The 21,021-nt window shown below is 63.7% G+C and carries 18 protein-coding genes; 17 read left to right on the forward strand and 1 reads right to left on the reverse strand.

Annotated features, from left to right (window positions below):
- From ACSQ84_RS24005 to ACSQ84_RS24045, 9 genes are all read left to right on the forward strand, one after another.
- Positions 1–669: an HAD family hydrolase gene (locus ACSQ84_RS24005; RefSeq protein WP_436214199.1), complete on the forward strand. Its 669-nt coding sequence runs from the start codon at positions 1–3 to the stop codon at positions 667–669.
- A 105-nt stretch (positions 670–774) separates the two neighbouring features.
- Positions 775–2,193: a tRNA (N6-isopentenyl adenosine(37)-C2)-methylthiotransferase MiaB gene (miaB, locus tag ACSQ84_RS24010; protein WP_436214200.1), complete on the forward strand. Its 1,419-nt coding sequence runs from the start codon at positions 775–777 to the stop codon at positions 2,191–2,193.
- 64 nt (positions 2,194–2,257) lie between these two features.
- A complete protein-coding gene (locus ACSQ84_RS24015) occupies positions 2,258–3,253 on the forward strand; it encodes a PhoH family protein (protein WP_436214201.1) in 996 nt (331 codons plus the stop codon).
- A gap of 83 nt (positions 3,254–3,336) precedes the next feature.
- Positions 3,337–3,861 carry an rRNA maturation RNase YbeY gene (ybeY, locus tag ACSQ84_RS24020; RefSeq protein WP_436214202.1) on the forward strand — a complete coding sequence of 175 codons (525 nt, stop codon included), beginning with the start codon at positions 3,337–3,339 and terminating at the stop codon, positions 3,859–3,861.
- Between the two features lies 1 nt (position 3,862).
- Positions 3,863–4,981: a hemolysin family protein gene (locus ACSQ84_RS24025; RefSeq protein ID WP_436214203.1), complete on the forward strand. Its 1,119-nt coding sequence runs from the start codon at positions 3,863–3,865 to the stop codon at positions 4,979–4,981.
- A complete protein-coding gene (gene lnt, locus ACSQ84_RS24030) occupies positions 4,978–6,588 on the forward strand; it encodes an apolipoprotein N-acyltransferase (protein WP_436214204.1) in 1,611 nt (536 codons plus the stop codon). The genes ACSQ84_RS24025 and lnt overlap by 4 nt, the downstream gene beginning before the upstream one ends.
- A gap of 244 nt (positions 6,589–6,832) precedes the next feature.
- Positions 6,833–7,249 carry a helix-turn-helix domain-containing protein gene (locus ACSQ84_RS24035; RefSeq protein WP_436214205.1) on the forward strand — a complete coding sequence of 139 codons (417 nt, stop codon included), beginning with the start codon at positions 6,833–6,835 and terminating at the stop codon, positions 7,247–7,249.
- A gap of 93 nt (positions 7,250–7,342) precedes the next feature.
- Entirely contained in the window at positions 7,343–8,473 is a 1,131-nt protein-coding gene (locus tag ACSQ84_RS24040) for a M20 family metallopeptidase (RefSeq protein WP_436214206.1), read from the forward strand.
- Complete coding sequence (locus tag ACSQ84_RS24045) at positions 8,470–9,210, forward strand: tRNA (guanine(46)-N(7))-methyltransferase TrmB (RefSeq protein WP_436214207.1); 741 nt, start codon at positions 8,470–8,472, stop codon at positions 9,208–9,210. The genes ACSQ84_RS24040 and ACSQ84_RS24045 overlap by 4 nt, the downstream gene beginning before the upstream one ends.
- A gap of 30 nt (positions 9,211–9,240) precedes the next feature.
- Here the strand turns inward: ACSQ84_RS24045 and ACSQ84_RS24050 are convergent, their stop codons facing one another.
- Entirely contained in the window at positions 9,241–10,323 is a 1,083-nt protein-coding gene (locus ACSQ84_RS24050; protein ID WP_436214208.1) for a DUF2336 domain-containing protein, read from the reverse strand.
- Between the two features lie 335 nt (positions 10,324–10,658).
- Between ACSQ84_RS24050 and rimP the strand changes: the two genes are divergently transcribed.
- From rimP to pnp, 8 genes are all read left to right on the forward strand, one after another.
- Positions 10,659–11,423 carry a ribosome maturation factor RimP gene (gene rimP, locus ACSQ84_RS24055; RefSeq protein WP_436214209.1) on the forward strand — a complete coding sequence of 255 codons (765 nt, stop codon included), beginning with the start codon at positions 10,659–10,661 and terminating at the stop codon, positions 11,421–11,423.
- A 3-nt stretch (positions 11,424–11,426) separates the two neighbouring features.
- Positions 11,427–13,040 carry a transcription termination factor NusA gene (nusA, locus tag ACSQ84_RS24060; RefSeq protein ID WP_436214210.1) on the forward strand — a complete coding sequence of 538 codons (1,614 nt, stop codon included), beginning with the start codon at positions 11,427–11,429 and terminating at the stop codon, positions 13,038–13,040.
- Between the two features lie 15 nt (positions 13,041–13,055).
- Complete coding sequence (locus tag ACSQ84_RS24065; protein WP_436214211.1) at positions 13,056–13,739, forward strand: RNA-binding protein; 684 nt, start codon at positions 13,056–13,058, stop codon at positions 13,737–13,739.
- 72 nt (positions 13,740–13,811) lie between these two features.
- Positions 13,812–16,451 (forward strand): translation initiation factor IF-2, encoded by a 2,640-nt coding sequence (gene infB, locus ACSQ84_RS24070; protein ID WP_436214212.1) that lies wholly within the window; start codon positions 13,812–13,814, stop codon positions 16,449–16,451.
- 145 nt (positions 16,452–16,596) lie between these two features.
- Positions 16,597–17,010 carry a 30S ribosome-binding factor RbfA gene (gene rbfA, locus ACSQ84_RS24075; protein ID WP_436214213.1) on the forward strand — a complete coding sequence of 138 codons (414 nt, stop codon included), beginning with the start codon at positions 16,597–16,599 and terminating at the stop codon, positions 17,008–17,010.
- A 107-nt stretch (positions 17,011–17,117) separates the two neighbouring features.
- A complete protein-coding gene (gene truB, locus ACSQ84_RS24080) occupies positions 17,118–18,161 on the forward strand; it encodes a tRNA pseudouridine(55) synthase TruB (protein WP_436214494.1) in 1,044 nt (347 codons plus the stop codon).
- Between the two features lie 2 nt (positions 18,162–18,163).
- Positions 18,164–18,433: a 30S ribosomal protein S15 gene (gene rpsO, locus ACSQ84_RS24085; RefSeq protein ID WP_074272228.1), complete on the forward strand. Its 270-nt coding sequence runs from the start codon at positions 18,164–18,166 to the stop codon at positions 18,431–18,433.
- A 317-nt stretch (positions 18,434–18,750) separates the two neighbouring features.
- A complete protein-coding gene (pnp, locus tag ACSQ84_RS24090) occupies positions 18,751–20,910 on the forward strand; it encodes a polyribonucleotide nucleotidyltransferase (protein ID WP_436214214.1) in 2,160 nt (719 codons plus the stop codon).
- The last annotated feature ends 111 nt before the right edge of the window (positions 20,911–21,021 follow it).

A 21,021-nucleotide genomic window follows, 5' to 3' on the forward strand; every position in this document is an offset into this window, starting at 1 on the left:
TTGATTCCACAGCTCATCATTTTCGATTGCGACGGCGTGCTGGTCGACAGCGAAGTCATTTCATGCCGCGCGCACGCGGAGACGCTGACGCGCCACGGCTATCCGATCACGGCCGATCAGGTGCTGAGGCGATTCCTCGGGGTTTCCGATCGTGAAGCGCGCCTGGTCATCGAGGCCGAACTCGGTTGCAGTCTGCCGGACGATTTCGAAGCGCAGATGAAGCAAACCGCGCTGCAACGATATGCTGACGAACTCGGAGCCATTCCCCATATCGGCGAAGCGATTGCTGCAATCAATCTTCCGAAATGCGTGGCGTCTAGCGGAACGCCGGAGAAAATTCGCCACGGTCTGACCTGCGCCGGACTCTACGATCTCTTGGTGCCGCATATTTTTTCCGCCACGCAGGTCAAGCGCGGCAAGCCCGCGCCCGACCTGTTTCTGTTCGCTGCCGAACAGATGGATGTCCCGCCGGCGCGATGCATCGTGATCGAGGACAGCGTTCCCGGCGTCACCGGCGGCCGGGCCGCCGGGATGACCGTGCTCGGCTTTCACGGCGGCAGCCATTGCGGCGCAGGTCATGCCGAATTGCTGCGCGCGGCAGGCGCCAGCGTCACTTTCGACGATATGCGGCAATTGCCTGAACTAATTGCGCGGATTGGGGCCGAATAGGCCCGGAATGGCCGGCGCAAGTCGCTGGATTTTCGACCCTTTAGGCTATATTTGACCCCCAGACCGAGCGCCGCATGGGCGCCACTTAACCCCCACTCAGGTTCCATGAAGCCGCCGCGCAAGCTGCACATCAAGTCATATGGCTGCCAGATGAACGTCTACGATGCCCAGCGCATGGTGGACACGCTGGCCCCGGAGGGCTTTGTCGAGACGGCCAGCGCCGAGGATGCGGATCTGGTGATCCTCAACACCTGCCACATCCGCGAGAAGGCCTCCGAAAAGGTCTACTCCGAACTCGGGCGCTTGCGGGTCGCCAAGGATGAAGCCGCGCGCCAGGGCCGTGAGATGCGCATCGCGGTCGCCGGCTGCGTCGCGCAGGCCGAGGGCGAGGAGATCATTCGCCGCGCGCCGACCGTCGACGTCGTGGTCGGTCCGCAGAGCTATCATCACCTGCCGCAGCTACTCGCCCGCGCCAAAAGCCATGGCCGCGCGCTGGAGACCGAATTCCCGGTCGAGGACAAGTTCGGCTTTCTGCCGCCGCCGAAGCCCGCCGCGATCCGCGCGCGCGGCATCTCTTCCTTTGTCACGGTGCAGGAAGGCTGCGACAAGTTCTGCACCTTCTGCGTGGTGCCTTACACGCGCGGCGCGGAAGTCTCGCGCCCGGTGGCCAAAATCATCGACGACGTGATGCGGCTTGCCGACAATGGCGTGCGCGAAATCACGCTGATCGGGCAAAACGTCAACGCCTATCACGGCGAGGGTCCGGACGGACGAAGCTGGCCGCTCGGCCGGCTGCTCAACCGTTTGGCCGAGATTCCAGGGATCGTGCGGCTGCGCTACTCGACCAGCCACCCCCGCGACGTCGATGATTCGCTTGTAGAGGCGCATCGCAACCTGCCCGAATTGATGCCGTTCGTGCACCTTCCGGTGCAATCCGGCTCCGACCGCATTCTGGCTGCGATGAACCGCAAGCATACCGCCGATGATTACCGCCGCGTCATCGCCCGATTTCGCGAGAGTCGCCAAGATATTGCATTTTCATCGGATTTTATTGTCGGCTTTCCCGGCGAAACCGAGGAAGAATTTGCCGCCACCCTCGCGCTTGTCACGCAAATCGGATACGCTGGGGCTTATTCGTTCAAATATTCGCCGCGGCCCGGCACGCCGGCGGCGGACATGCGGGAGACGGTGTCAGCGGCAGAGATGGACGAGCGATTGGGGCGGCTTCAGGAATTGATCGACAGCCAGCAGTCGGCCTTCAACAAGGCCATGATTGGCAAGACTGTCGATGTGCTGTTCGAACGCGCGGCCCGCAATCCCGGCCAAATCGTCGGCCGCACCGCCTACCTGCAGCCCGCGCATGTGATGGCGTCACCTGATATCATCGGACAAGTGCTGCCGGTCACCATCGGCAGCCTGGAACGCTACAGCCTGCTCGGCGAACTCGCCGGCCCCTCCGTGCGGCCCGCACCATCAACACTTCCGCCAATGACCGATTCTTCTCAAATGACCACGGGAGCCTGAACCCTTGCCAAAAAGCGCATCGGATTCATCTTCACTTGCTCCCAGCCGCAAATTTGATCGCGACATGCAAATTCCGCCCGAAACCCAGGTCGTCATCGACTTCGATGACAACCGCGCCGCGTCCGCGCTGGTCGGCCCCTATGGGCAGAACCTGGCGCTGATCGAGCGCCGGCTCGGCGTCGTGGTCGATTCGCGCGGCAATCACATCACCATCGCCGGATCGCGCGACGGCTGCGACGCCGCGCGGCGCGTGCTGGAAGCGCTCTACGCCCAGGCGGTGCAGGGCCAGGATCTGGCGCAAGGCGATGTCGAAGGCGCCATCCGCGCCGTGATCGCGCAGGGTTCGTTGTTCGAATTCGACGCCAAGACGGCGAAAAACGCGTTCGAGACCATCAATCTGCGCAAGCGCCCGGTGCGGGCGCGCACCGCCGCGCAGGATTCCTATATCCGCGCGCTGAAGCGCTGCGAAATGGTGTTCGGCGTCGGCCCGGCCGGCACCGGCAAAACCTGGCTTGCGGTGGCGCATGCGGCGCAATTGTTCGAGCGCAAGGAAGTCGATCGCATCATCCTGTCGCGGCCCGCAGTCGAAGCCGGCGAACGGCTCGGCTTCCTGCCCGGCGACCTGCGCGAAAAAGTCGATCCGTATCTGCGGCCGATCTACGACGCGCTGTACGACCTGATGGATGCGCGGGTGGTCGAGCGCGCGCTGCAGGGCGGCGAAATCGAGATCGCGCCGCTCGCCTTCATGCGCGGCCGCACGCTGACCAATGCCATCGTCATCCTGGACGAGGCGCAAAACACCACGTCGATGCAGATGAAGATGTTCCTGACCCGGCTTGGCGAAAACAGCCGCATGATCATCACCGGCGATCCCTCGCAGGTCGACCTGCCGAATGGCCAGACCTCGGGGCTTGCGGAAGCGGTCAGGCTGCTCGACGGCGTTGAGGGGATCGCGCAGGTGAAGTTCACCGCCGAGGACGTCATCCGCCATGAACTGGTGGCACGGATCGTCGCCGCCTATGAGGGATTGCCGCAAAAGCCGGCAAGCGGCCGATCTTGATAGCAAGATACTCGGCTTTGGGCTTGCAGCAGGCGGGCCCAGGCCGCAACCCAAACGCTGGACTGCAAAACCCTGGAACGAAATTGTCTTCCGCCCTCCCCATCACCGAAGTCCTCGTGGTCGCCGATTGCTGGCAGACCGAGCCCGACGCCGAGGCGGTGATCCACCGCGCCATCAACGCGGCGGCCGAAGTCGCCGCGGCCGAAGTCGGCGAAGCCGAACTCGCCGTCATGCTGACCGACGATTCCGGGATTCGGACGCTGAACAGCAATTGGCGCGGCATCGACAAGCCGACCAATGTGCTATCGTTTCCGGCGCTGCAGCCGACCGGTGCCGGAACGCCCGACGATGCACCGCGCATGCTCGGCGATATCGCCATCGCCTATGAGACGACGCGGAAAGAAGCTGACGACGAACAAAAACCGTTCGATCATCATCTCAGCCATCTTGCGGTGCATGGGTTCCTGCATCTGATCGGCTACGACCACGAAAACGACGACGACGCCGAAGCCATGGAGAGTCTCGAACGGGAGATTCTGGCGCAGCTCGGCATTCCGGATCCGTATCCGGATCGAGATCCGCAGGCGGACCGGGATCGGATGGACTGACATGCCGGACTCCGACCCTACCCATGACAATCCGCGCAATACGCGCAACCTTCCGGCCGTGGTGCAGGAAGGCGAGGTGCTGCGCCCGACCGCCGAGAACTGGCTGACCCGTGCGATCCGCACGCTGTTCGGCTGGAAGCCGGGGTCGGTCCGCGCCGATCTGCAGGTCGTGCTCGACGCCTCGACGCCGGACGAGGTGGGCTTTTCCGCGATCGAGCGCACCATGTTGCGCAATATCCTGGGCCTGCACGAACGGCGCATCGCCGACGTGATGGTGCATCGCGCCGACATCATTGCGGTCAAGCGCGACATTCCGCTCGGCGAATTGATGAGCCTGTTCGAGAGCGCGGCGCATTCCCGCCTCGTCGTCTACAACGAGACTCTCGACGACCCCGAAGGCATCGTGCACATCCGCGACCTGCTGGCGTTCATGACCGCGAAGGCGCGCATCGGCGACACCACCAAGGCCAAGCGCAAGAAGCCATTTCCCGCAGGCCTCGATCTGCGCGCCGTAGATCTGGCGATGCCGCTGGCGGACGCCAACATCATCCGCAAGCTGCTGTTCGTGCCGCCATCGATGCGGGCGATCGACCTTCTGGCGCAGATGCAGGCCGCACGCATCCATCTGGCGCTGGTGGTCGACGAATATGGCGGCACCGACGGCCTGGTGTCGATCGAAGACATCGTCGAACAGATCGTCGGCGAGATCGACGACGAACATGACAGCGACGAGCCGCCGGCGATCGTGCTGCAGGCGGACAATTCATTCATCGCCGATGCCCGCGCCAGCCTCGAGGACGCCCGCACGGTGATCGGCGAGGATTTCATCACCGGCGAGGCCGGCGAAGAGGTCGCGACCCTTGGCGGCTATCTGGTGTCGCAGGTCGGCCGCCTGCCGGTGCGCGGCGAAGTCATTTCAGGCCCTGGCCAGTACGAGATCGAAGTACTCGACGCCGATCCGCGGCGGGTCAAGCGTCTGCGCATCGCCGTCCGCAAGGAACGGCCTGCGCCGCGCACGCAGCGCGAGAGCCGCCGCCGCGAAGCTTCGCCCGACCCCAACGCACCGCAGGCCAATGACAACGCGCCGCCATCGTCCAGCGATGGAGCCGGTTCGCAGTGATTCCCGCCAGCAGACTTCGCACCGCCGGTCTTGCGATCATCCTGGCCTGGGGCTGGAAGCGCGCCGCCGTTGCGCTGGTGGCCGGCGCGTTGTCGGCACTGGCGATGGCGCCGTTCAATGCATGGCCGGTGCTGTTCCTGACCTTTCCGGTCGCGGTCTGGCTGATCGATGGCGCCGGTGCGGGGCGCTGGCGCGGTGTGCCGGCGGCAGCGATGTCGGGCTTCTGGTTCGGGCTCGGCTATTTCGTCGTTGGACTTTACTGGATCGGTTACGCTTTCCTGGTCGATGCGCCGACGTTCGCCTGGCTGATGCCGTTCGCGGTGCTGGGCTTGCCGGCCTATCTTGCGCTGTTCACCGCGGCAGGCTTTGCGCTGGCGCGCCTGCTGTGGACCCGCGATGCCTCGCGCCTGCTCGCGCTGGCGATCAGCCTGACGATAACAGAGTGGCTGCGCGGCTACCTGCTGTCGGGATTTCCCTGGAATTCGTTCGGCTACGCGCTGTCCGAGCCGCTGGCGCTGGCCCAGACGGCCTCGCTGATCGGGTTGTGGGGCATGACGTTCCTGACGGTGGCGATCTTCGCCAGCCCGGCGGTCCTGATCGATGGCACCTCGCGCGGGCGAAAGCCGTGGATCGCGCCCGTGGCGGCGCTCGGCATGCTCGCTGTCATGGCCATCTTCGGCGCGGTCAGACTGTCGATGCAGCCGACGCAGCTGACCAGGCTCAAGCTGCGCATCATGCAGCCCAACCTGCAGCAGGACGTCAAATTCAATTACGGCGCCAAAGCGCAGGTGATGCAGAAATACCTGACACTTTCCGACCGCGCCTCCGGGCCGCAATCGACCGGCGTGCGCGATGTTCAGATCCTGGTCTGGCCGGAATCGGCGTTTCCGTTCTTCCTGACCCGCGAAGCCGATGCGATGGCGCAGATCGCCGAGCTGCTGCCCAAGGGCACCGTGCTGATCACGGGCTCGGTGCGCGCCCCCGACCTGCCGTCCGGCGCGCGAATCACGCGCGCCTACAACTCGATATATGCGATCGACCATGACGGCAGCGTGCTGTCGGTCTACGACAAGCTGCATCTGGTGCCGTTCGGCGAGTATCTGCCGTTCCAGGCGTGGATGGAAAAACTCGGCTTCGTGCAGTTGACGCGGGTCCAGGGCGGCTTCATTCCGGGCACCCGCCGCCGCGCCATGGAAATACCGAACGCCCCGCGCGCGCTGCCCCTGATCTGCTACGAGGCGATATTCCCCGGGGATATAACGACAGGTGACGAGCGCCCGGGCTGGATCATTAACCTCACCAATGACGGCTGGTTTGGAATTTCGACCGGGCCCTATCAGCATCTGCAGCAGGCACGCCTGCGCGCCATCGAAGAAGGCCTGCCTGTTGTTCGTGCAGCCAACACCGGCATTTCGGCCGTCATCGATCCGTCGGGACGTATTGTCGCACGGCTTGGCCTTGGCATTGAAGGCGTGTTGGATGCCAACCTGCCAACGGCTTTGCCACCGACGATTTACGCGCGTCTTAGAGATATTCCAGCGGCCATGATGGTGGCCGTTGCACTGCTGCTGGTCATCCGGCGCCGCTTTGCAAGGCGAAAGGCCTGAGCTTGCATGTTGGTTGTGCGCTCGCCGGGAAAAACGCGACCGCGCCAATCCACTAACTAGTTGACAGACCGGCCGTGCAATTCGCATTCTGGGTTCCGCAACCAAAAACAAAAACCAGTCAGTTCATTGCTCAAATTGTCCGCAGTTCGACCCGATCCTCCGAGCAGGATTTGACGGTACCGGCGCCTGAGGCATACTCCGCTTATGCCTCATTCCCCGGCGCGAAATCCCAGGAGTGTTGGAGATGTCCACCAAAGCGCCAGACCCTGTTGACAAATATGTCGGCAGCCGCGTCCGCATGCGGCGCATCATGCTGGGCATGAGCCAGGAGAAACTCGGCGACGCGCTGGGCCTCACCTTCCAGCAGGTTCAGAAATACGAAAAGGGCACCAACCGGGTCGGCGCCAGCCGCCTGCAGCAGATTTCGGACATCTTGCAGGTCCCGGTTTCGTTCCTGTTCGACGGCGGCCCGCGCGGCACGGTCAATGCCGACGGCTTCAGTGAAGGCGCTTCGCCGGCCTACGTTTCCGATTTTCTCGCCACCTCCGAAGGCCTGGCGCTGACCCGCGCCTTCACGCGCATCAGCGATGCCAAGATGCGCCGCAGTATTGTCGAACTGGTCGAGCAGATCGCCGCGCGCGAAGGCCCCGACCCGCGCTGATTTCCGCTGCCATAACCGGATGTTCCGATTGACGCGCCCGCCGGCGCGAGCGCATGACATTGGCTGAAATCCCGTGAAGGCTAAACTGCACCGATGACAGATGCGACTAACCCCTTTGATTCCAGCGCGATCCTCGATGGCATCCGCCGCTGGGTGGAAATCGAAACGCCGACCGAGCTGCCCGCACAGGTCAACAAGCTCGCCGACCTCGTTGCCTCCGGCTATCAGGGCCTGCCTGCGACGGTGGAGCGGGTTGCGGGAAAGGACGGCTGTGGCGATCATCTGGTCGCGCGTTCGTCATGGGGACAGGACGCGCCGGGCATCCTGGTGCTGAGCCATCTCGATACCGTGCATCCGCTGGGTTTCATCGAGCGGCTGCCGTTCAGGATCGATGGCGACAGCGCCTTCGGCCCCGGCATCTACGACATGAAGGGCGGCGCCTATCTCGCCTACCACGCCTTTCGCCAGATTTGTGCTGACAGCGCGCGCTCGCCGCTGGGCGTGACCCAGATGTTCGTCTCCGATGAAGAAATCGGCAGCCCGACGTCGCGGGCGCTGATCGAGGCCGAGGGGCGCAAGGCGAAATATGTGCTGGTGACCGAACCCGCGCGCGACGGCGGCAAGATCGTCACCGGGCGCAAGGGCGTCGCGCGCTTCGAGGTGTTCATCAAGGGCGTGCCGTCGCATGCCGGCACCCGGCCTGAGGATGGCCGCAGCGCCATCCGCGAACTCGGCAACGTCATTCAGGCGTTGCAGGCGCTGAACGATCTCGGGCGCGGCATCTCCGTCAATGTCGGCGTCGTCAGGGGCGGCACCAAGCCGAACGTGATCGCGGAGGAGGCCTATGCTGAGGTCGACATGCGCGTGCGGACGATGGCCGATTCCGAGGATTTGGTGCCAAGGATCCTCGGCCTGAAATCGCGCACCGAGGGCGTCAACGTCCGCGTCGTCGGCGAGTTGAACCGCCCGCCCTACGAAAAGAGCAATGCCGGCGCGGCATTGTATGAACACGCCAAAACGCTGGCGGCGGACATCGGCTTCGATCTGGTGGACACCTTCACCGGCGGGGGCAGCGACGGCAATTTCACCGCGCCCCACACCGCCACCCTCGACGGACTCGGGGTTGACGGCAAGGGCGCGCATACCCATTACGAGCAGATGTACATCTCCTCGATCGAGCCGCGGGCGCGGCTGCTGCACCGGCTGTACCAGACGCTGCGATGACGGCTTCGCGCGAAATCGGCGATCGCGACGCGCTGCCGGATGACGGCGGCGTCGCGCATTCGCATGGCTCGTTCTTCGGCCGCCGCAAGGGCCACAAGCTGCGCATCCATCAGGCTGACCTGATCGATCATCTGCTGCCGCGTCTGGCGCTGGATATCAGCGCGCCCGCGCCTGATCATCTCACGGAGCTCTTCGAGTCGAAGCCTGATGAAGTCAGGCTGGAAATCGGATTTGGCGGCGGCGAACATCTGATCGCCGAAGCGCAGGCGCTTCCGAATGTCGGGTTCATCGGCTGCGAACCCTATGTCAACGGCATGGCCAAAATCCTGACGCAGATCGAAGCCCACAACCTCGGCAATATCAGGCTCTATGCCGGCGACGCCGCCGAACTGCTGGCATGGGCGCCGCCGCGATCGATGGCGCGGATCGATTTGATCCATCCCGATCCCTGGCCGAAGCGCCGGCACTGGAAGCGGCGCTTCGTGCAGGACGCCACGGTGGCCGCGATGGCGCGCATTCTCAAACCCGATGGCGAATTTCGCTTCGTCAGCGACATCGACGATTACTGCGCCTGGACGCTGGCGCATCTCCTGCGGTCGCCGGATTTTTTCTGGCTGGCCGAGCGCGCCGCCGACTGGCGCGAGCCGTGGGTCGGCTACACGATGACGCGGTACGGCCGCAAGGCCGAGCGCGAGGGGCGTGTGGCCGCGTATTTGCGGTTTCGGCGGGTTGGTTGAATTTCTCGGCCGTCATTCGACGGTCGCGACTCAAACCGTCGGGCGGGTCTTCCAGAAACCGACGACGCGCTCGGCGGTCGTGGGCATCAGACGGGCGAAATTCACGCGCGCGCTTTCGATGTCGGCCGGCGACGCCGTGCGGTTCGGCCCTAGCCGGAGCAGGATCAAGGCGCGCACGGTGGCCCATTCGAGGCCGACCGCCTTGCCGGCGATCAGGATCGGATCGTAGCGGTCGCCGGCAATCAGGCGGTCGAGGGTGGCGATCTTCACGCCGGTCATCGCCGACAGCGCGGCAACGGATTCCTCGTACTTGTTGGCCTTGGCAAAGTTGAGCAGCGCGCTTTCGACCAGCTGGCCGTCGCGGTGCAGGGACAGGATCGTGCGCTGCGCCGCCTCGAAATCGCGGCCGCTATCGGTGCGTTCGGCAACGCCGGAGATTTCGTTGATCGCCCGCTTGATCGCCACCTGGCGAGCCGGCTTGACCGTCTCGAACAGGCGGCGGCGGATCACATCGATCGTCCCAGTCAGCAGGTCCTTCAGTTGTTCGGTGGAGAGATCGTCGCGCTGGCCGATCTTGAGCGTCAGCACGCCGTCCTGGCCGGCGCGCTTGATCAAGGTCGAATAGCCGTTTGACGAGAACGCCGCGCCTGCATTGCCCGCGGTGCGCCTGACGACGTCGCGATCGCCGCGACGCACGATGACATCGGTGAGGTCGGGCGACAGCGTCGACCGTTCCGACATCGCCAGCAGATGGCCCTGCCCCTTTGCGCTCGCGATTTCGACCAGCATCTGTTCGTCGATGACGGGCGAGCGGCGCAGCAGCGGACCGGCGATGGCAATTTCGTCCTCATGGGCGAGCTGTCCGACCAGCCCGCGCGGCGCGTTGACGAGCAGCGACAGCCGTTCGGCGAGTTCGGCCCGCGCGGCAAGATCGGCATGGGGGACCAGGCTGCTCAATACGCCGTCGAACAGATCGACGTGATCGGCGCCGAAACTGGCGGCCCCCTGCAGGAATAATTCACTGACCCGGCGCGCGGCATCGGCGCGGCGCTTGGGATCGCCGCCGCTGACGATTTCGTCCAGTCCTGGGATCAGCGTTGTCGCTGGCGTCATAAACCTATCCAAACCGGCCGAATTGGCTGGTTTTCGGCAATCTAGGCGGCGTTCGTGAATGAAGGGTTAGGCTTTGGCCCCCTCGGACAGGACTCAAAATCTGCCTTAACGGGGCGTGCAGGCCTTGCCGGATTGCGGAAAAACCGCTATATCCGCCGCAACTTATGGTTCTCATACGATCGCGTATTGAGAGTGGGCCCTGCGGGACCCGCTCTTTTTTATTACCTGAACGAGCCCAGTCCTTAAACGGCCTCAGGCACGGTTCAGGGAACCGGCCGGATCCGGGTTAGATCCGGTCTAACCCCATGCAAGTAAAGACGCTTTTGACCCTGGACATGACCGATCCAACTGCTGTTTCAGAGGATCTTGACCTGCTCGCCGAGCCGCGGCTCGTGGTCGAGCCGGGCGTCGCTGCGCGGGTTTCCGCCGTGGCCGGACCGGTGTTGCAGGGCATGGGCTACCGGCTGGTGCGGATCAAGATATCCGCAGAGGCCGGCTGCACGGTCCAGATCATGGCCGAACGGCCCGACGGCACCATGCAGATCGAGGATTGCGAGGCGATTTCACGCGCGTTGTCGCCGGTGCTCGACGTCGCCGATCCGATCGAGCGCGCCTATCGGCTGGAGATTTCATCGCCGGGCATCGATCGTCCGCTGGTGCGCCGCTCGGATTTCGAACGCTATGTCGGCCATCTCGTGAAGGTCGAGATGGCAGTCGCCCATCTGGGCCGCAAGCGGTTTCGTGGTACGCTAAGGGGTGTCGAAGGCGATGCGGTGCGGCTGCATCGCGATGACGTCCGCGCGGACGAAGATGCCGACGTGCTGCTGGTCATGGAAGACATCGCCGACGCCCGGCTGGTGCTGACCGACGAGCTGATCGCCGAATCGATGCGGCGCGGCAAGGCCGCCGAGCGCGAGCTGCGCCAGAATCTCGGGCTCGAACCGCCGCCGCCACCGCACGCCAAAAAAAGCGACCCGGCCAAGAGCAACAAGCCGAAGTCAAAACCGCAGAAGAAGCCTTTACCGAAGAATACCAAGAAACATCGCCTCGCCGCGCAAGGTTTGCCCGGCGGCGAATTCGATCCCACCGAAGGAGACTGAGCCATGGCAGCTGTCAGCGCCAATAAACTCGAACTGCTGCAGATCGCAGACGCGGTCGCCCGCGAAAAGTCGATCGACCGCGGCATCGTGATCGCGGCGATGGAAGACGCCATCGCGAAGGCGGCCCGCGCCCGCTACGGCAGCGAGACCGACGTTCACGCCGAGATCGACGCCAAGAAGGGCGAGCTTCGGCTGTCGCGCCACATGCTGGTGGTCGACGTGGTCGAGAATTCGTCGAACCAGATTTCGCTGGCCGACGCGCAGCGCGCCAATCCCGGCGCCCAGGTCGGCGACACCATCGCCGACACGCTGCCGCCGCTGGAATATGGCCGCATCGCCGCGCAGTCGGCCAAGCAGGTGATCGTGCAGAAGGTGCGCGAGGCCGAGCGCGACCGGCAATACCAGGAATTCAAGGACCGCATCGGCGATATCGTCAACGGCATCGTCAAGCGCGTCGAATATGGCAGCGTGATCGTCGATCTCGGCCGCGGCGAGGCCATCGTGCGCCGCGACGAGATGCTGCCGCGCGAAGTGTTCCGCAACGGCGACCGCGTCCGCGCCTACATCTTCGACGTCCGCCGTGAAACCCGCGGGCCGCAGATCTTCCTGTCCCGCACCCATCCGCAATTCATGGCGAAACTGTTCGCGCAGGAAGTGCCGGAAATCTATGACGGCATCGTCGAGATCAAGGCGGTGGCTCGCGATCCCGGCTCACGGGCGAAAATCGGGGTTATTTCGCGGGATTCCTCGGTCGATCCGGTCGGCGCCTGCGTCGGCATGCGCGGTTCGCGCGTGCAGGCCGTGGTCAACGAATTGCAGGGCGAGAAGATCGACATCATTCCGTGGTCGCCCGATATTGCGACCTTCGTCGTCAACGCTCTGGCGCCCGCCGAGGTCGCCAAGGTCGTGATCGACGAGGATCGCGAGCGCATCGAGGTTGTGGTCCCCGACACCAATAACCAACTATCGCTTGCGATTGGCCGTCGTGGCCAGAATGTGCGGCTCGCCTCGCAGCTGACCGGCTGGGATATCGACATCCTCACCGAGCAGGAAGAATCCGAGCGCCGCCAGGCCGATTTCGAGAACTCGACGCGGGTGTTCATGGAAGCGCTGAACGTCGACGAAGTGGTCGGCCAGCTGCTGGCGTCGGAAGGCTTTACCTCGGTCGAGGAACTCGCGCTGGTCGATGTCAAGGAACTCGCCGGCATCGAGGGTTTTGACGACGAAACCGCCAACGAACTGCAGAGCCGTGCAAAAGAATACCTGGAGCAGCTCGAGACCGAGCTGGAAAACAAACGCAAGGAACTCGGTGTGGATGACGCTTTGAAGACAGTGCCCGGCGTGACCTCGAAAATGCTGGTCAAGTTCGGCGAGAACGACATCAAGACCGTCGAGGATCTGGCCGGTTGCGCCACCGACGATCTGGTTGGCTGGACCGAGCGCAAGGAAGGTGGCGAGCCGACCAAGTTCCCCGGCATTCTCGACGCCAACGAAATCTCGCGCGAGGACGCGGAAGCCATGATCATGCAGGCCCGCGTCATCGCCGGCTGGATCACCGAGGCCGATCTTGCCAAGCAGTCCGAGGTGGCGGAAGCCACCGAAGACCAGACGGCGTAAGGAGATGCCCCGCGCATGCTCGCCATGGCTGACCCCGATCTCGACAACGGACCGCGGACCGAAAGGTCCGCGACGATGCGGATGTGCGCGGTCACCCGTGAGGTGCGCCCGATCGACGAACTGATCCGGTTCGTGGTCTCGCCGCAGGGCGAGGTCGTCCCGGATCTGAAGCGCAAGCTTCCCGGCCGAGGCCTGTGGATCTCGGCGTCGCGCCGGACCGTTGCGGAAGCGGTGCGGCGTAACCAATTTAGCAGGGGTTTCAAGCGCGAAATCCGGGCCGCCGCGACCCTCCCCGCCGACACCGAGGCCTTGCTGGTTCGCAGTGCGACCGAGGCGCTGGCAATGGTCGCCAAGGCCGGCCAAATCGTCTCCGGTTTCAGCAAGGTCGAGGGCGCGCTCCGAGACGGGCAGGCCCAGGCCCTGATCCACGCTACCGACGGCGCAGCCGACGGAATCCGCAAATTGGACGCGATCGTGCGCCAAAAGCGCGCAAATGCGGATGAATCGCCGGAAATTCCGATCGTCAATGTTCTGACGTCGGCAGAATTGGATTTGGCACTGGGGCGGTCAAATGTGATACATGCAGCCCTGCTCGCGGGCCCGGCGAGCAAGACGTTCCTGTCGCGCTGCCAGACCTTGGTCCGATACCGGATGGCCGATGACGACAAGACCGCCGAGGCGGCCAGAAATTCTGACTAACACGACGTGCTTGCAAGACTTGCTTTAACGACTGTGCGAATGCGCACAACGCAACAAGATTAGGACTGCTGAATGGTTGATACCAAAACGCCTGGCGACAAGACTTTGAGTGTCCCGACCAAGACCTTGACGCTCAAGCCGCGCGTCGAGACGGGCACCGTACGCCAGAGCTTCAGCCATGGCCGGACCAAGCAGGTCGTGGTCGAGAAGCGCGGCAAGCGCCGCATCGGCGGCGACGCGCCCGCCGGCGAAACGCATGCGCCCGAGCCGGTCGTCGCCAAGCCGGCGCCGGTCGTCGCCAAAGCGCCGAGCCGCCCCTCGGCGCCAGCCTCGCCGCGCGCCGGTTCCGGCGTGGTGTTGCGCACGCTGACCGAGGATGAACGCTCCGCACGCGCCAGCGCGCTGGCCGATGCCAAGGTCCGTGACATCGAGGAACGCCGCCTGGCGGAAGAAGAAGCCAAGCGCCGCAGCAGCAAGGAAGGCATCGAACAGGCCGAACGCGAAGCCGCCGAAGCGCGCCGCAAGGCCGAGGAAGAACGCCACCGCCTGGAAGAGGAAGCCAAGCGCAAGGCCGAACTCGAAGCCAAGAAGCGATTTGGCGAGGCCGAAGCCAAGACGACGACGACCGCACCCGGCGCCACCGCCCGTCCCGCGACCCGCCCCGCCACAACGGCGGCGACGCCGCCCGCGCGTGCGCCCGGCGTTGCCGCCGACGGCTCCGATGAGGATGAAGCCCCGCGCCAGGTGCGCCGTGGCCCCGGCGGCGTCATGCGCCCCGCAGTCCCGCCGAAGACGACCCACAAGCCGGGTCCGCAAAAAGAGCGCGGCCGCCTGACGCTGGTCACCGCGCTCAACGCCGACGACGTACGCGAACGTTCGATCGCCTCGTTCCGCCGCCGCACCCAGCGCCTGAAGGGACACGCCGCCAACGAGCCGAAGGAAAAGCTGGTCCGCGAAGTGGTGATCCCGGAAGCCATCAATATCCAGGAGCTCGCCAACCGCATGTCGGAACGCGCGGTCGACGTCATCCGCCTGCTGATGAAGCAGGGCGCGATGCACAAGATCACCGACGTGATCGACGCCGACACCGCGCAGCTGATCGCCGAGGAATTGGGCCACACCGTCAAGCGCGTGGCCGCGTCCGACGTCGAAGAGGGCCTGTTCGACATCGTCGACGATTCCAGCGACACCGAGCCGCGCTCGCCGGTCGTGACCGTGATGGGCCACGTCGATCACGGCAAGACCTCGCTGCTCGACGCGCTTCGCCACGCCAACGTGGTTTCCGGCGAAGCCGGCGGCATCACCCAGCATATCGGCGCCTACCAGGTGACCTCGCCGGAAAGCGGCAAGAAGATCACCTTCATCGATACGCCCGGCCACGCCGCGTTCACCGCGATGCGTGCGCGCGGCGCCAAGGTCACCGATATCGTGATCCTGGTGGTGGCGGCCGATGACGGCGTCATGCCGCAGACGATCGAGGCGATCAACCACGCCAAGGCGGCGAAGGTTCCGATGATCATCGCGATCAACAAGATCGACAAGCCCGACGCCAAGCCGGAGCGCGTTCGCACCGAATTGCTGCAGCACGAGGTTCAAGTCGAATCGTTCGGCGGCGACGTCGTCGACGTCGAGGTATCCGCCAAGAACAAGACCAATCTCGACAAGCTCTTGGAAATGATCGCGCTGCAGGCCGAGTTGCTCGACCTCAAGACCAACGCGGAACGTCCCGCCGAAGGCACCGTGATCGAAGCCCGGCTCGACCGCGGCCGCGGTCCGGTTGCGACCGTGCTGGTGCAGCGCGGAACGCTGCGCATCGGCGACATCATCGTGGCCGGCGCCGAAATGGGTCGCGTTCGCGCCCTCATCAACGATCAGGGCGTCAACATCGACGAGGCCGGGCCTTCGGTGCCGGTCGAGGTGCTTGGCTTTAACGGCCCGCCGGAAGCCGGCGACCGCCTCGCCGTGGTCGAGAACGAAGCCCGCGCCCGTCAGGTCACGAGCTACCGTGCCCACCAGAAGCGCGAAAACGCGGCTGCCTCGATTTCCGGCATGCGCGGTTCGCTCGAACAGATGATGTCGCAGCTCAAGACGTCGGGCCGCAAGGAATTCCCGCTCATCATCAAGGCCGACGTGCAGGGTTCGCTCGAAGCCATTTTGGGATCGCTGGAAAAACTCGGCACCGACGAAGTTGCCGCCCGTATCCTGCATGCGGGCGTCGGCGGCATCTCCGAATCCGACGTGACGCTGGCGGAAGGTTTCAACGCCGCCATCATCGGCTTCTCGGTCCGAGCCAACAAGGAAGCGGCAGCTGCGGCCAAGCGCAACGGCATCGAAATCCGCTACTACAACATCATCTACGACCTGGTCGACGACATCAAAAAAGCGATGTCCGGCCTGCTCGCGCCGACGCTGCGCGAAACCATGCTGGGCAATGCGCAGATCCTGGAAGTGTTCAACATTTCCAAGGTCGGCAAGGTCGCCGGCTGCCGCGTCACCGACGGCACCGTGGAACGCGGCGCCAATGTGCGCCTCATCCGCGACAACGTCGTTGTGCATGAAGGCAAGCTCTCGACGCTGAAGCGCTTCAAGGATGAAGTGAAGGAAGTGCAGTCCGGCCAGGAATGCGGCATGGCGTTCGAGAATTACGGCGACATGCGCCCCGGCGACGTCATCGAGTGTTATCGCGTGGAGACGATCCAGCGCTCTCTGTAAGTCCAAATCTTACGAGCGCATGGAATTTTGAACTGAACCGTCATGCCCCGCGAAGGCGGGGCATCCAGTAAGCAATGCAATTAATTTTGGACACGGAATACTGGATCACCCGCTTTCGCGGGTGACGACAATTGGGATTTCGACAATGCCCCGTCATCAAAGCAAGAGTTCCGCCCCCGGCGGCTCGCAACGTCAATTGCGGGTCGGCGAGACCGTGCGCCATGCGGTCGCCGATATTCTGTCGCAGGGTAACGTGCATGACCCCGATCTCGAGGGTCACATCATCACGGTTCCGGAGGTGCGCATGTCACCGGACCTGAAGCTTGCAACCGTCTATGTGATGCCGCTCGGCGGACGCGACACCGATGTCGTGCTCGCGGCGCTCGCGCGCAACAAGAAGTTTCTGCGCGGCGAGATCGCACATCGCGTTAACCTGAAATTTTCTCCTGATCTTCGCTTCCGCGTCGACGAGCGATTCGATGAAGCGGAACGGATCGAGAAATTACTGAGAACACCTGCGGTGCAAAGAGACCTCGCACCCGATTCGGACGACAACTGATGATTGTGACCCCGATTTTGACCAGCGCAAACAGCGTGATCGATTCGCAAAATGCCGAATCGCACGACGCCGAAAAAAATATTTTTAGCGAAACGCGCAACGACGAGATGCCGCGCAACGACGATGCTCGTCGCGGCAACAACGATCCGCGCCAGAAGCATCAGGGCAAGCAGCAGCGCCAGAACAATCAGCCGCGCCGCGACAAGCGCGATGTTCATGGCTGGGTGATTCTCGACAAGCCGATCGGGATGACCTCGACGCACGCCGTCGCGGTGCTCAAGCGGCTGTTCCAGGCCAAGCGCGCCGGCCATGCCGGCACCCTCGATCCGCTCGCCTCCGGCGGCTTGCCGATCGCACTGGGCGAGGCCACCAAGACGGTCCCGTTCGTGATGGACGGCCGCAAGCGCTACCGCTTCACGGTCAGCTGGGGCGAGGAGCGCGATACCGACGATACCGAGGGCCGGGCGACCAGAACCAGCGACCTCAGGCCTTCCGCCGAGGCGATCCGGGCCCTGCTGCCGCAGTTCACCGGCTCGATCGAGCAGATCCCGCCGCAATATTCGGCGATCAAGGTCCAGGGCGAACGGGCCTATGACCTGGCCAGAGACGGCGAAACCGTCGAACTAAAGCCGCGGCCGGTCGAAATTCACGAATTAACCCTTGTAGAGCATGGAGATAACGGCCAGTCCGTGTTCGAGGCCGAGTGCGGCAAGGGAACCTATGTTCGGGCGCTGGCCCGCGATATCGGCCGGATTTTGGGCTGTTTCGGCCATATCAGTGCCTTGCGGCGGACCTTGGTCGGTCCATTCCGCGAAGCGGACATGATTCCGCTGGAACAGTTGGAGGCTTTGTGTAATAGAGCCGCGTCGGGCGAGGGCAGCCTCGCCGACGCGCTTTTGCCCGTTGAGACCGCGCTGGACGACATCCCGGCACTGGCCGTCACACGGGCTGATGCGGCAAGGCTCCACCGGGGCCAGGCCGTTTTGTTGCGCGGACGGGATGCGCCCAATTGTAGCGGCACAGTCTATGTCACGGTGGCAGGCCGGCTTCTGGCCCTCGCCGAAATTGGCAATGGCGAACTCATCCCCAAGCGTGTGTTCAACCTGACCGGACTGACTGCCAGTTCCGGTCGTAACAACGAGAAAGTTTGACGATGTCGATTACCGCAGAACGCAAAGCGGAAGTCATCAAGACGAATGCCAACAAGGCCGGCGACACCGGCTCGCCCGAGGTCCAGGTCGCGATCCTGTCGGAACGCATCAACAACCTCACCGGGCACTTCAAATCCCACGTGAAGGACAATCATTCGCGCCGGGGTCTTTTGAAGATGGTCGCCACACGCCGTTCCCTGCTCGATTACATCAAGCGGAAGGACGAGGCGCGTTACAAGGCGCTGCTCGAAAAGCACAACATTCGTCGTTGATATAGCAAGAGTACGCGCGCCTGTTGCGCGCGCTTTCGCATGGTCTTCCGGAAAAAACCCGGACTCCGGATTTTCGGAGACGATCATGCGCAAGGGCATGAAGAAACGCATGCCCCAACAGACGTCCAGCAGCAATCCGGCCGCTGGGCAGGGCAAGGTGCCCGGACTACCGAGAGGATGGACGCCATCCGAAATATAAAGACCATGGCAGGATCGCCGGGTGCTGATCACTTGTTGCGATCAGTGTCTCGCAATCTTGCGCATGGTCTTTGTGCTTCAGGCGTCCCTGCTTTCGCGAAACCATGAAAGAAATCGAAATGTTCAATACTCATTCAGTCGAGATCGACTGGGGTGGACGTCCCCTCAAGCTCGAGACCGGAAAGATCGCGCGTCAGGCCGACGGCGCCGTGCTCGCGACCTATGGCGAGACCATCGTGCTCGCCACCGTCGTCGCTGCCAAGAATCCACGCGAAGGCGTCGACTTCCTGCCGCTGACGGTGGACTACCAGGAAAAGACCTACGCTGCCGGCCGCATTCCCGGCGGCTATTTCAAACGCGAAGGCCGTCCGACCGAAAAGGAGACCCTGGTCTCCCGCCTGATCGACCGCCCGATCCGCCCGCTGTTCGTCGACGGCTGGCGCAACGAAACCCAGGTCATCGTCACCGTGCTGTCGCATGACATGGAGAACGATCCCGACATACTGGCGCTGGTCGCCGCCTCCGCGGCGCTGACGATCTCCGGCGCGCCGTTCAAGGGCCCGATCGGTGCGGCCCGGGTCGGCTTCGCCAACGACGAATACGTGCTCAACCCGACGCTCGACGAAATGCTCGAGACCCAGCTTGATCTCGTCGTCGCCGGCACCGCCGACGCCGTGCTGATGGTGGAATCGGAAGCCAAGGAACTCAACGAAGACATCATGCTCGGTGCTGTGATGTTCGGACACCGGCACTTCCAGCCGGTGATCAAGGCGATCATCGAACTGGCCGAAAAGGCCGCCAAGGAGCCGCGCGAAGTCAAGGTCGTCGACGAGAGCGAGCTTGAGAAGGAAATGCTCGGCCTGATCGAGCAGGAGCTGCGCTCGGCCTACGCGATCCCGATCAAGCAGGAACGCTACGCCGCGGTCGGCAAGGCCAAGGAAAAGGTGATGGCTCACTACTTCCCGGAAGGGCAGGAGCCGAAATACGACAAGCTGCGCATCGCCGGCGTGTTCAAGGAACTCGAATCCAAGATCGTTCGCTGGAACATCCTCGACACCGGCAAGCGCATCGACGGCCGCGATTCCAAGACCGTGCGCAACATCATCGCCGAAGTCGGCGTGCTGCCCCGCGCTCACGGTTCGGCACTGTTCACCCGCGGTGAAACCCAGGCGATGGTCGTGACCACGCTCGGCACCGGCGAGGACGAGCAGTACATCGACTCGCTGTCAGGGACCTACAAGGAGCAGTTCCTGCTGCACTACAACTTCCCTCCCTACTCGGTCGGTGAAACCGGACGCCTCGGCGGCACCAAGCGCCGCGAAATCGGCCACGGCAAGCTTGCCTGGCGCGCGATCCATCCGGTCCTGCCGCCGCACCACGAATTCCCCTACACGGTGCGGGTGGTTTCCGAGATCACCGAATCCAACGGATCGTCGTCGATGGCGTCGGTCTGCGGCGCCTCGCTGGCGCTGATGGATGCCGGCGTTCCCCTGAAGCGGCCGACCGCGGGTATCGCGATGGGCCTGATCCTGGAAGGTTCGCGGTTTGCGGTGCTGTCCGACATTCTCGGTGACGAGGATCATCTCGGCGACATGGACTTCAAGGTGGCCGGCACCGACCAGGGCATCACCTCGCTGCAGATGGACATCAAGATCGAGGGCATCACCGAGGAGATCATGAAGGTCGCACTCGGCCAAGCCAGGGATGGGCGTATCCACATCCTCGGCGAAATGTCGAAGGCACTCACCAACGCCCGCGCCGAGCTCGGCGAATACGCGCCGCGCATCGAGACCTTCAAGATCCCGACCGACAAGATCCGTGAAGTGATCGGCACCGGCGGCAAGGTGATACGTGAGATCGTCGAGAAGACCGGCGCCAAGGTCAACATCGAGGACGACGGCACCGTCAAGGTCGCCTCCAACGACGGCGAGGCGATGAAGGCCGCGATCAAGTGGATCAAGTCGATCGCCTCCGATCCGGAGATCGGCCAGATCTACGAAGGCACCGTGGTCAAGGTGATGGAGTTCGGCGCGTTCGTGAACTTCTTCGGCGCCAAGGACGGCCTCGTCCACATCAGCCAGCTCGCTTCGGCGCGCGTGCAGAAGACCTCCGACGTCGTCAAGGAAGGCGACAAGGTCAAGGTCAAGCTGCTCGGCTTCGACGATCGCGGCAAGACGCGGCTGTCGATGAAGGTGGTCGATCAGGCAACCGGTGAAGACCTCGAAGCCAAGCAGAAGGCGGCGGAAGCCGCCGCGCCGCGCGAAGCGGCCGGCGAGTAGGCGCCTCGACATCGAGAACCAAAAGGGCGGCTGAAAGGCCGCCCTTTTTATTTGCCGCAGATGTGATCGTGCGCTCTTACGTCGCAGCGCCGAACCGATTTAATATGAAAC

The sequence above is a fragment of the Bradyrhizobium sp. LjRoot220 genome, assembly GCF_964252915.1.
In the GTDB taxonomy this organism is placed as follows: Bacteria; Pseudomonadota; Alphaproteobacteria; order Rhizobiales; family Xanthobacteraceae; genus Bradyrhizobium.

What these genes read in the sequence shown, in the direction of transcription:
- ACSQ84_RS24025 (WP_436214203.1), top strand. Translation starts at nt 3,863, where the DNA reads ATGCCGGACTCCGACCCTACCCATGACAATCCGCGCAATACGCGCAAC.
- pnp (WP_436214214.1), top strand. Translation starts at nt 18,751, where the DNA reads ATGTTCAATACTCATTCAGTCGAGATCGACTGGGGTGGACGTCCCCTC.
- infB (WP_436214212.1), top strand. Translation starts at nt 13,812, where the DNA reads ATGGTTGATACCAAAACGCCTGGCGACAAGACTTTGAGTGTCCCGACC.
- rpsO (WP_074272228.1), top strand. Translation starts at nt 18,164, where the DNA reads ATGTCGATTACCGCAGAACGCAAAGCGGAAGTCATCAAGACGAATGCC.
- ACSQ84_RS24015 (WP_436214201.1), top strand. Translation starts at nt 2,258, where the DNA reads ATGCAAATTCCGCCCGAAACCCAGGTCGTCATCGACTTCGATGACAAC.
- nusA (WP_436214210.1), top strand. Translation starts at nt 11,427, where the DNA reads ATGGCAGCTGTCAGCGCCAATAAACTCGAACTGCTGCAGATCGCAGAC.
- miaB (WP_436214200.1), top strand. Translation starts at nt 775, where the DNA reads ATGAAGCCGCCGCGCAAGCTGCACATCAAGTCATATGGCTGCCAGATG.
- rimP (WP_436214209.1), top strand. Translation starts at nt 10,659, where the DNA reads ATGACCGATCCAACTGCTGTTTCAGAGGATCTTGACCTGCTCGCCGAG.
- rbfA (WP_436214213.1), top strand. Translation starts at nt 16,597, where the DNA reads ATGCCCCGTCATCAAAGCAAGAGTTCCGCCCCCGGCGGCTCGCAACGT.
- ACSQ84_RS24065 (WP_436214211.1), top strand. Translation starts at nt 13,056, where the DNA reads ATGCTCGCCATGGCTGACCCCGATCTCGACAACGGACCGCGGACCGAA.
- ACSQ84_RS24040 (WP_436214206.1), top strand. Translation starts at nt 7,343, where the DNA reads ATGACAGATGCGACTAACCCCTTTGATTCCAGCGCGATCCTCGATGGC.
- ACSQ84_RS24050 (WP_436214208.1), bottom strand. Translation starts at nt 10,323, where the DNA reads ATGACGCCAGCGACAACGCTGATCCCAGGACTGGACGAAATCGTCAGC.
- truB (WP_436214494.1), top strand. Translation starts at nt 17,118, where the DNA reads ATGCCGCGCAACGACGATGCTCGTCGCGGCAACAACGATCCGCGCCAG.
- ACSQ84_RS24035 (WP_436214205.1), top strand. Translation starts at nt 6,833, where the DNA reads ATGTCCACCAAAGCGCCAGACCCTGTTGACAAATATGTCGGCAGCCGC.
- ACSQ84_RS24045 (WP_436214207.1), top strand. Translation starts at nt 8,470, where the DNA reads ATGACGGCTTCGCGCGAAATCGGCGATCGCGACGCGCTGCCGGATGAC.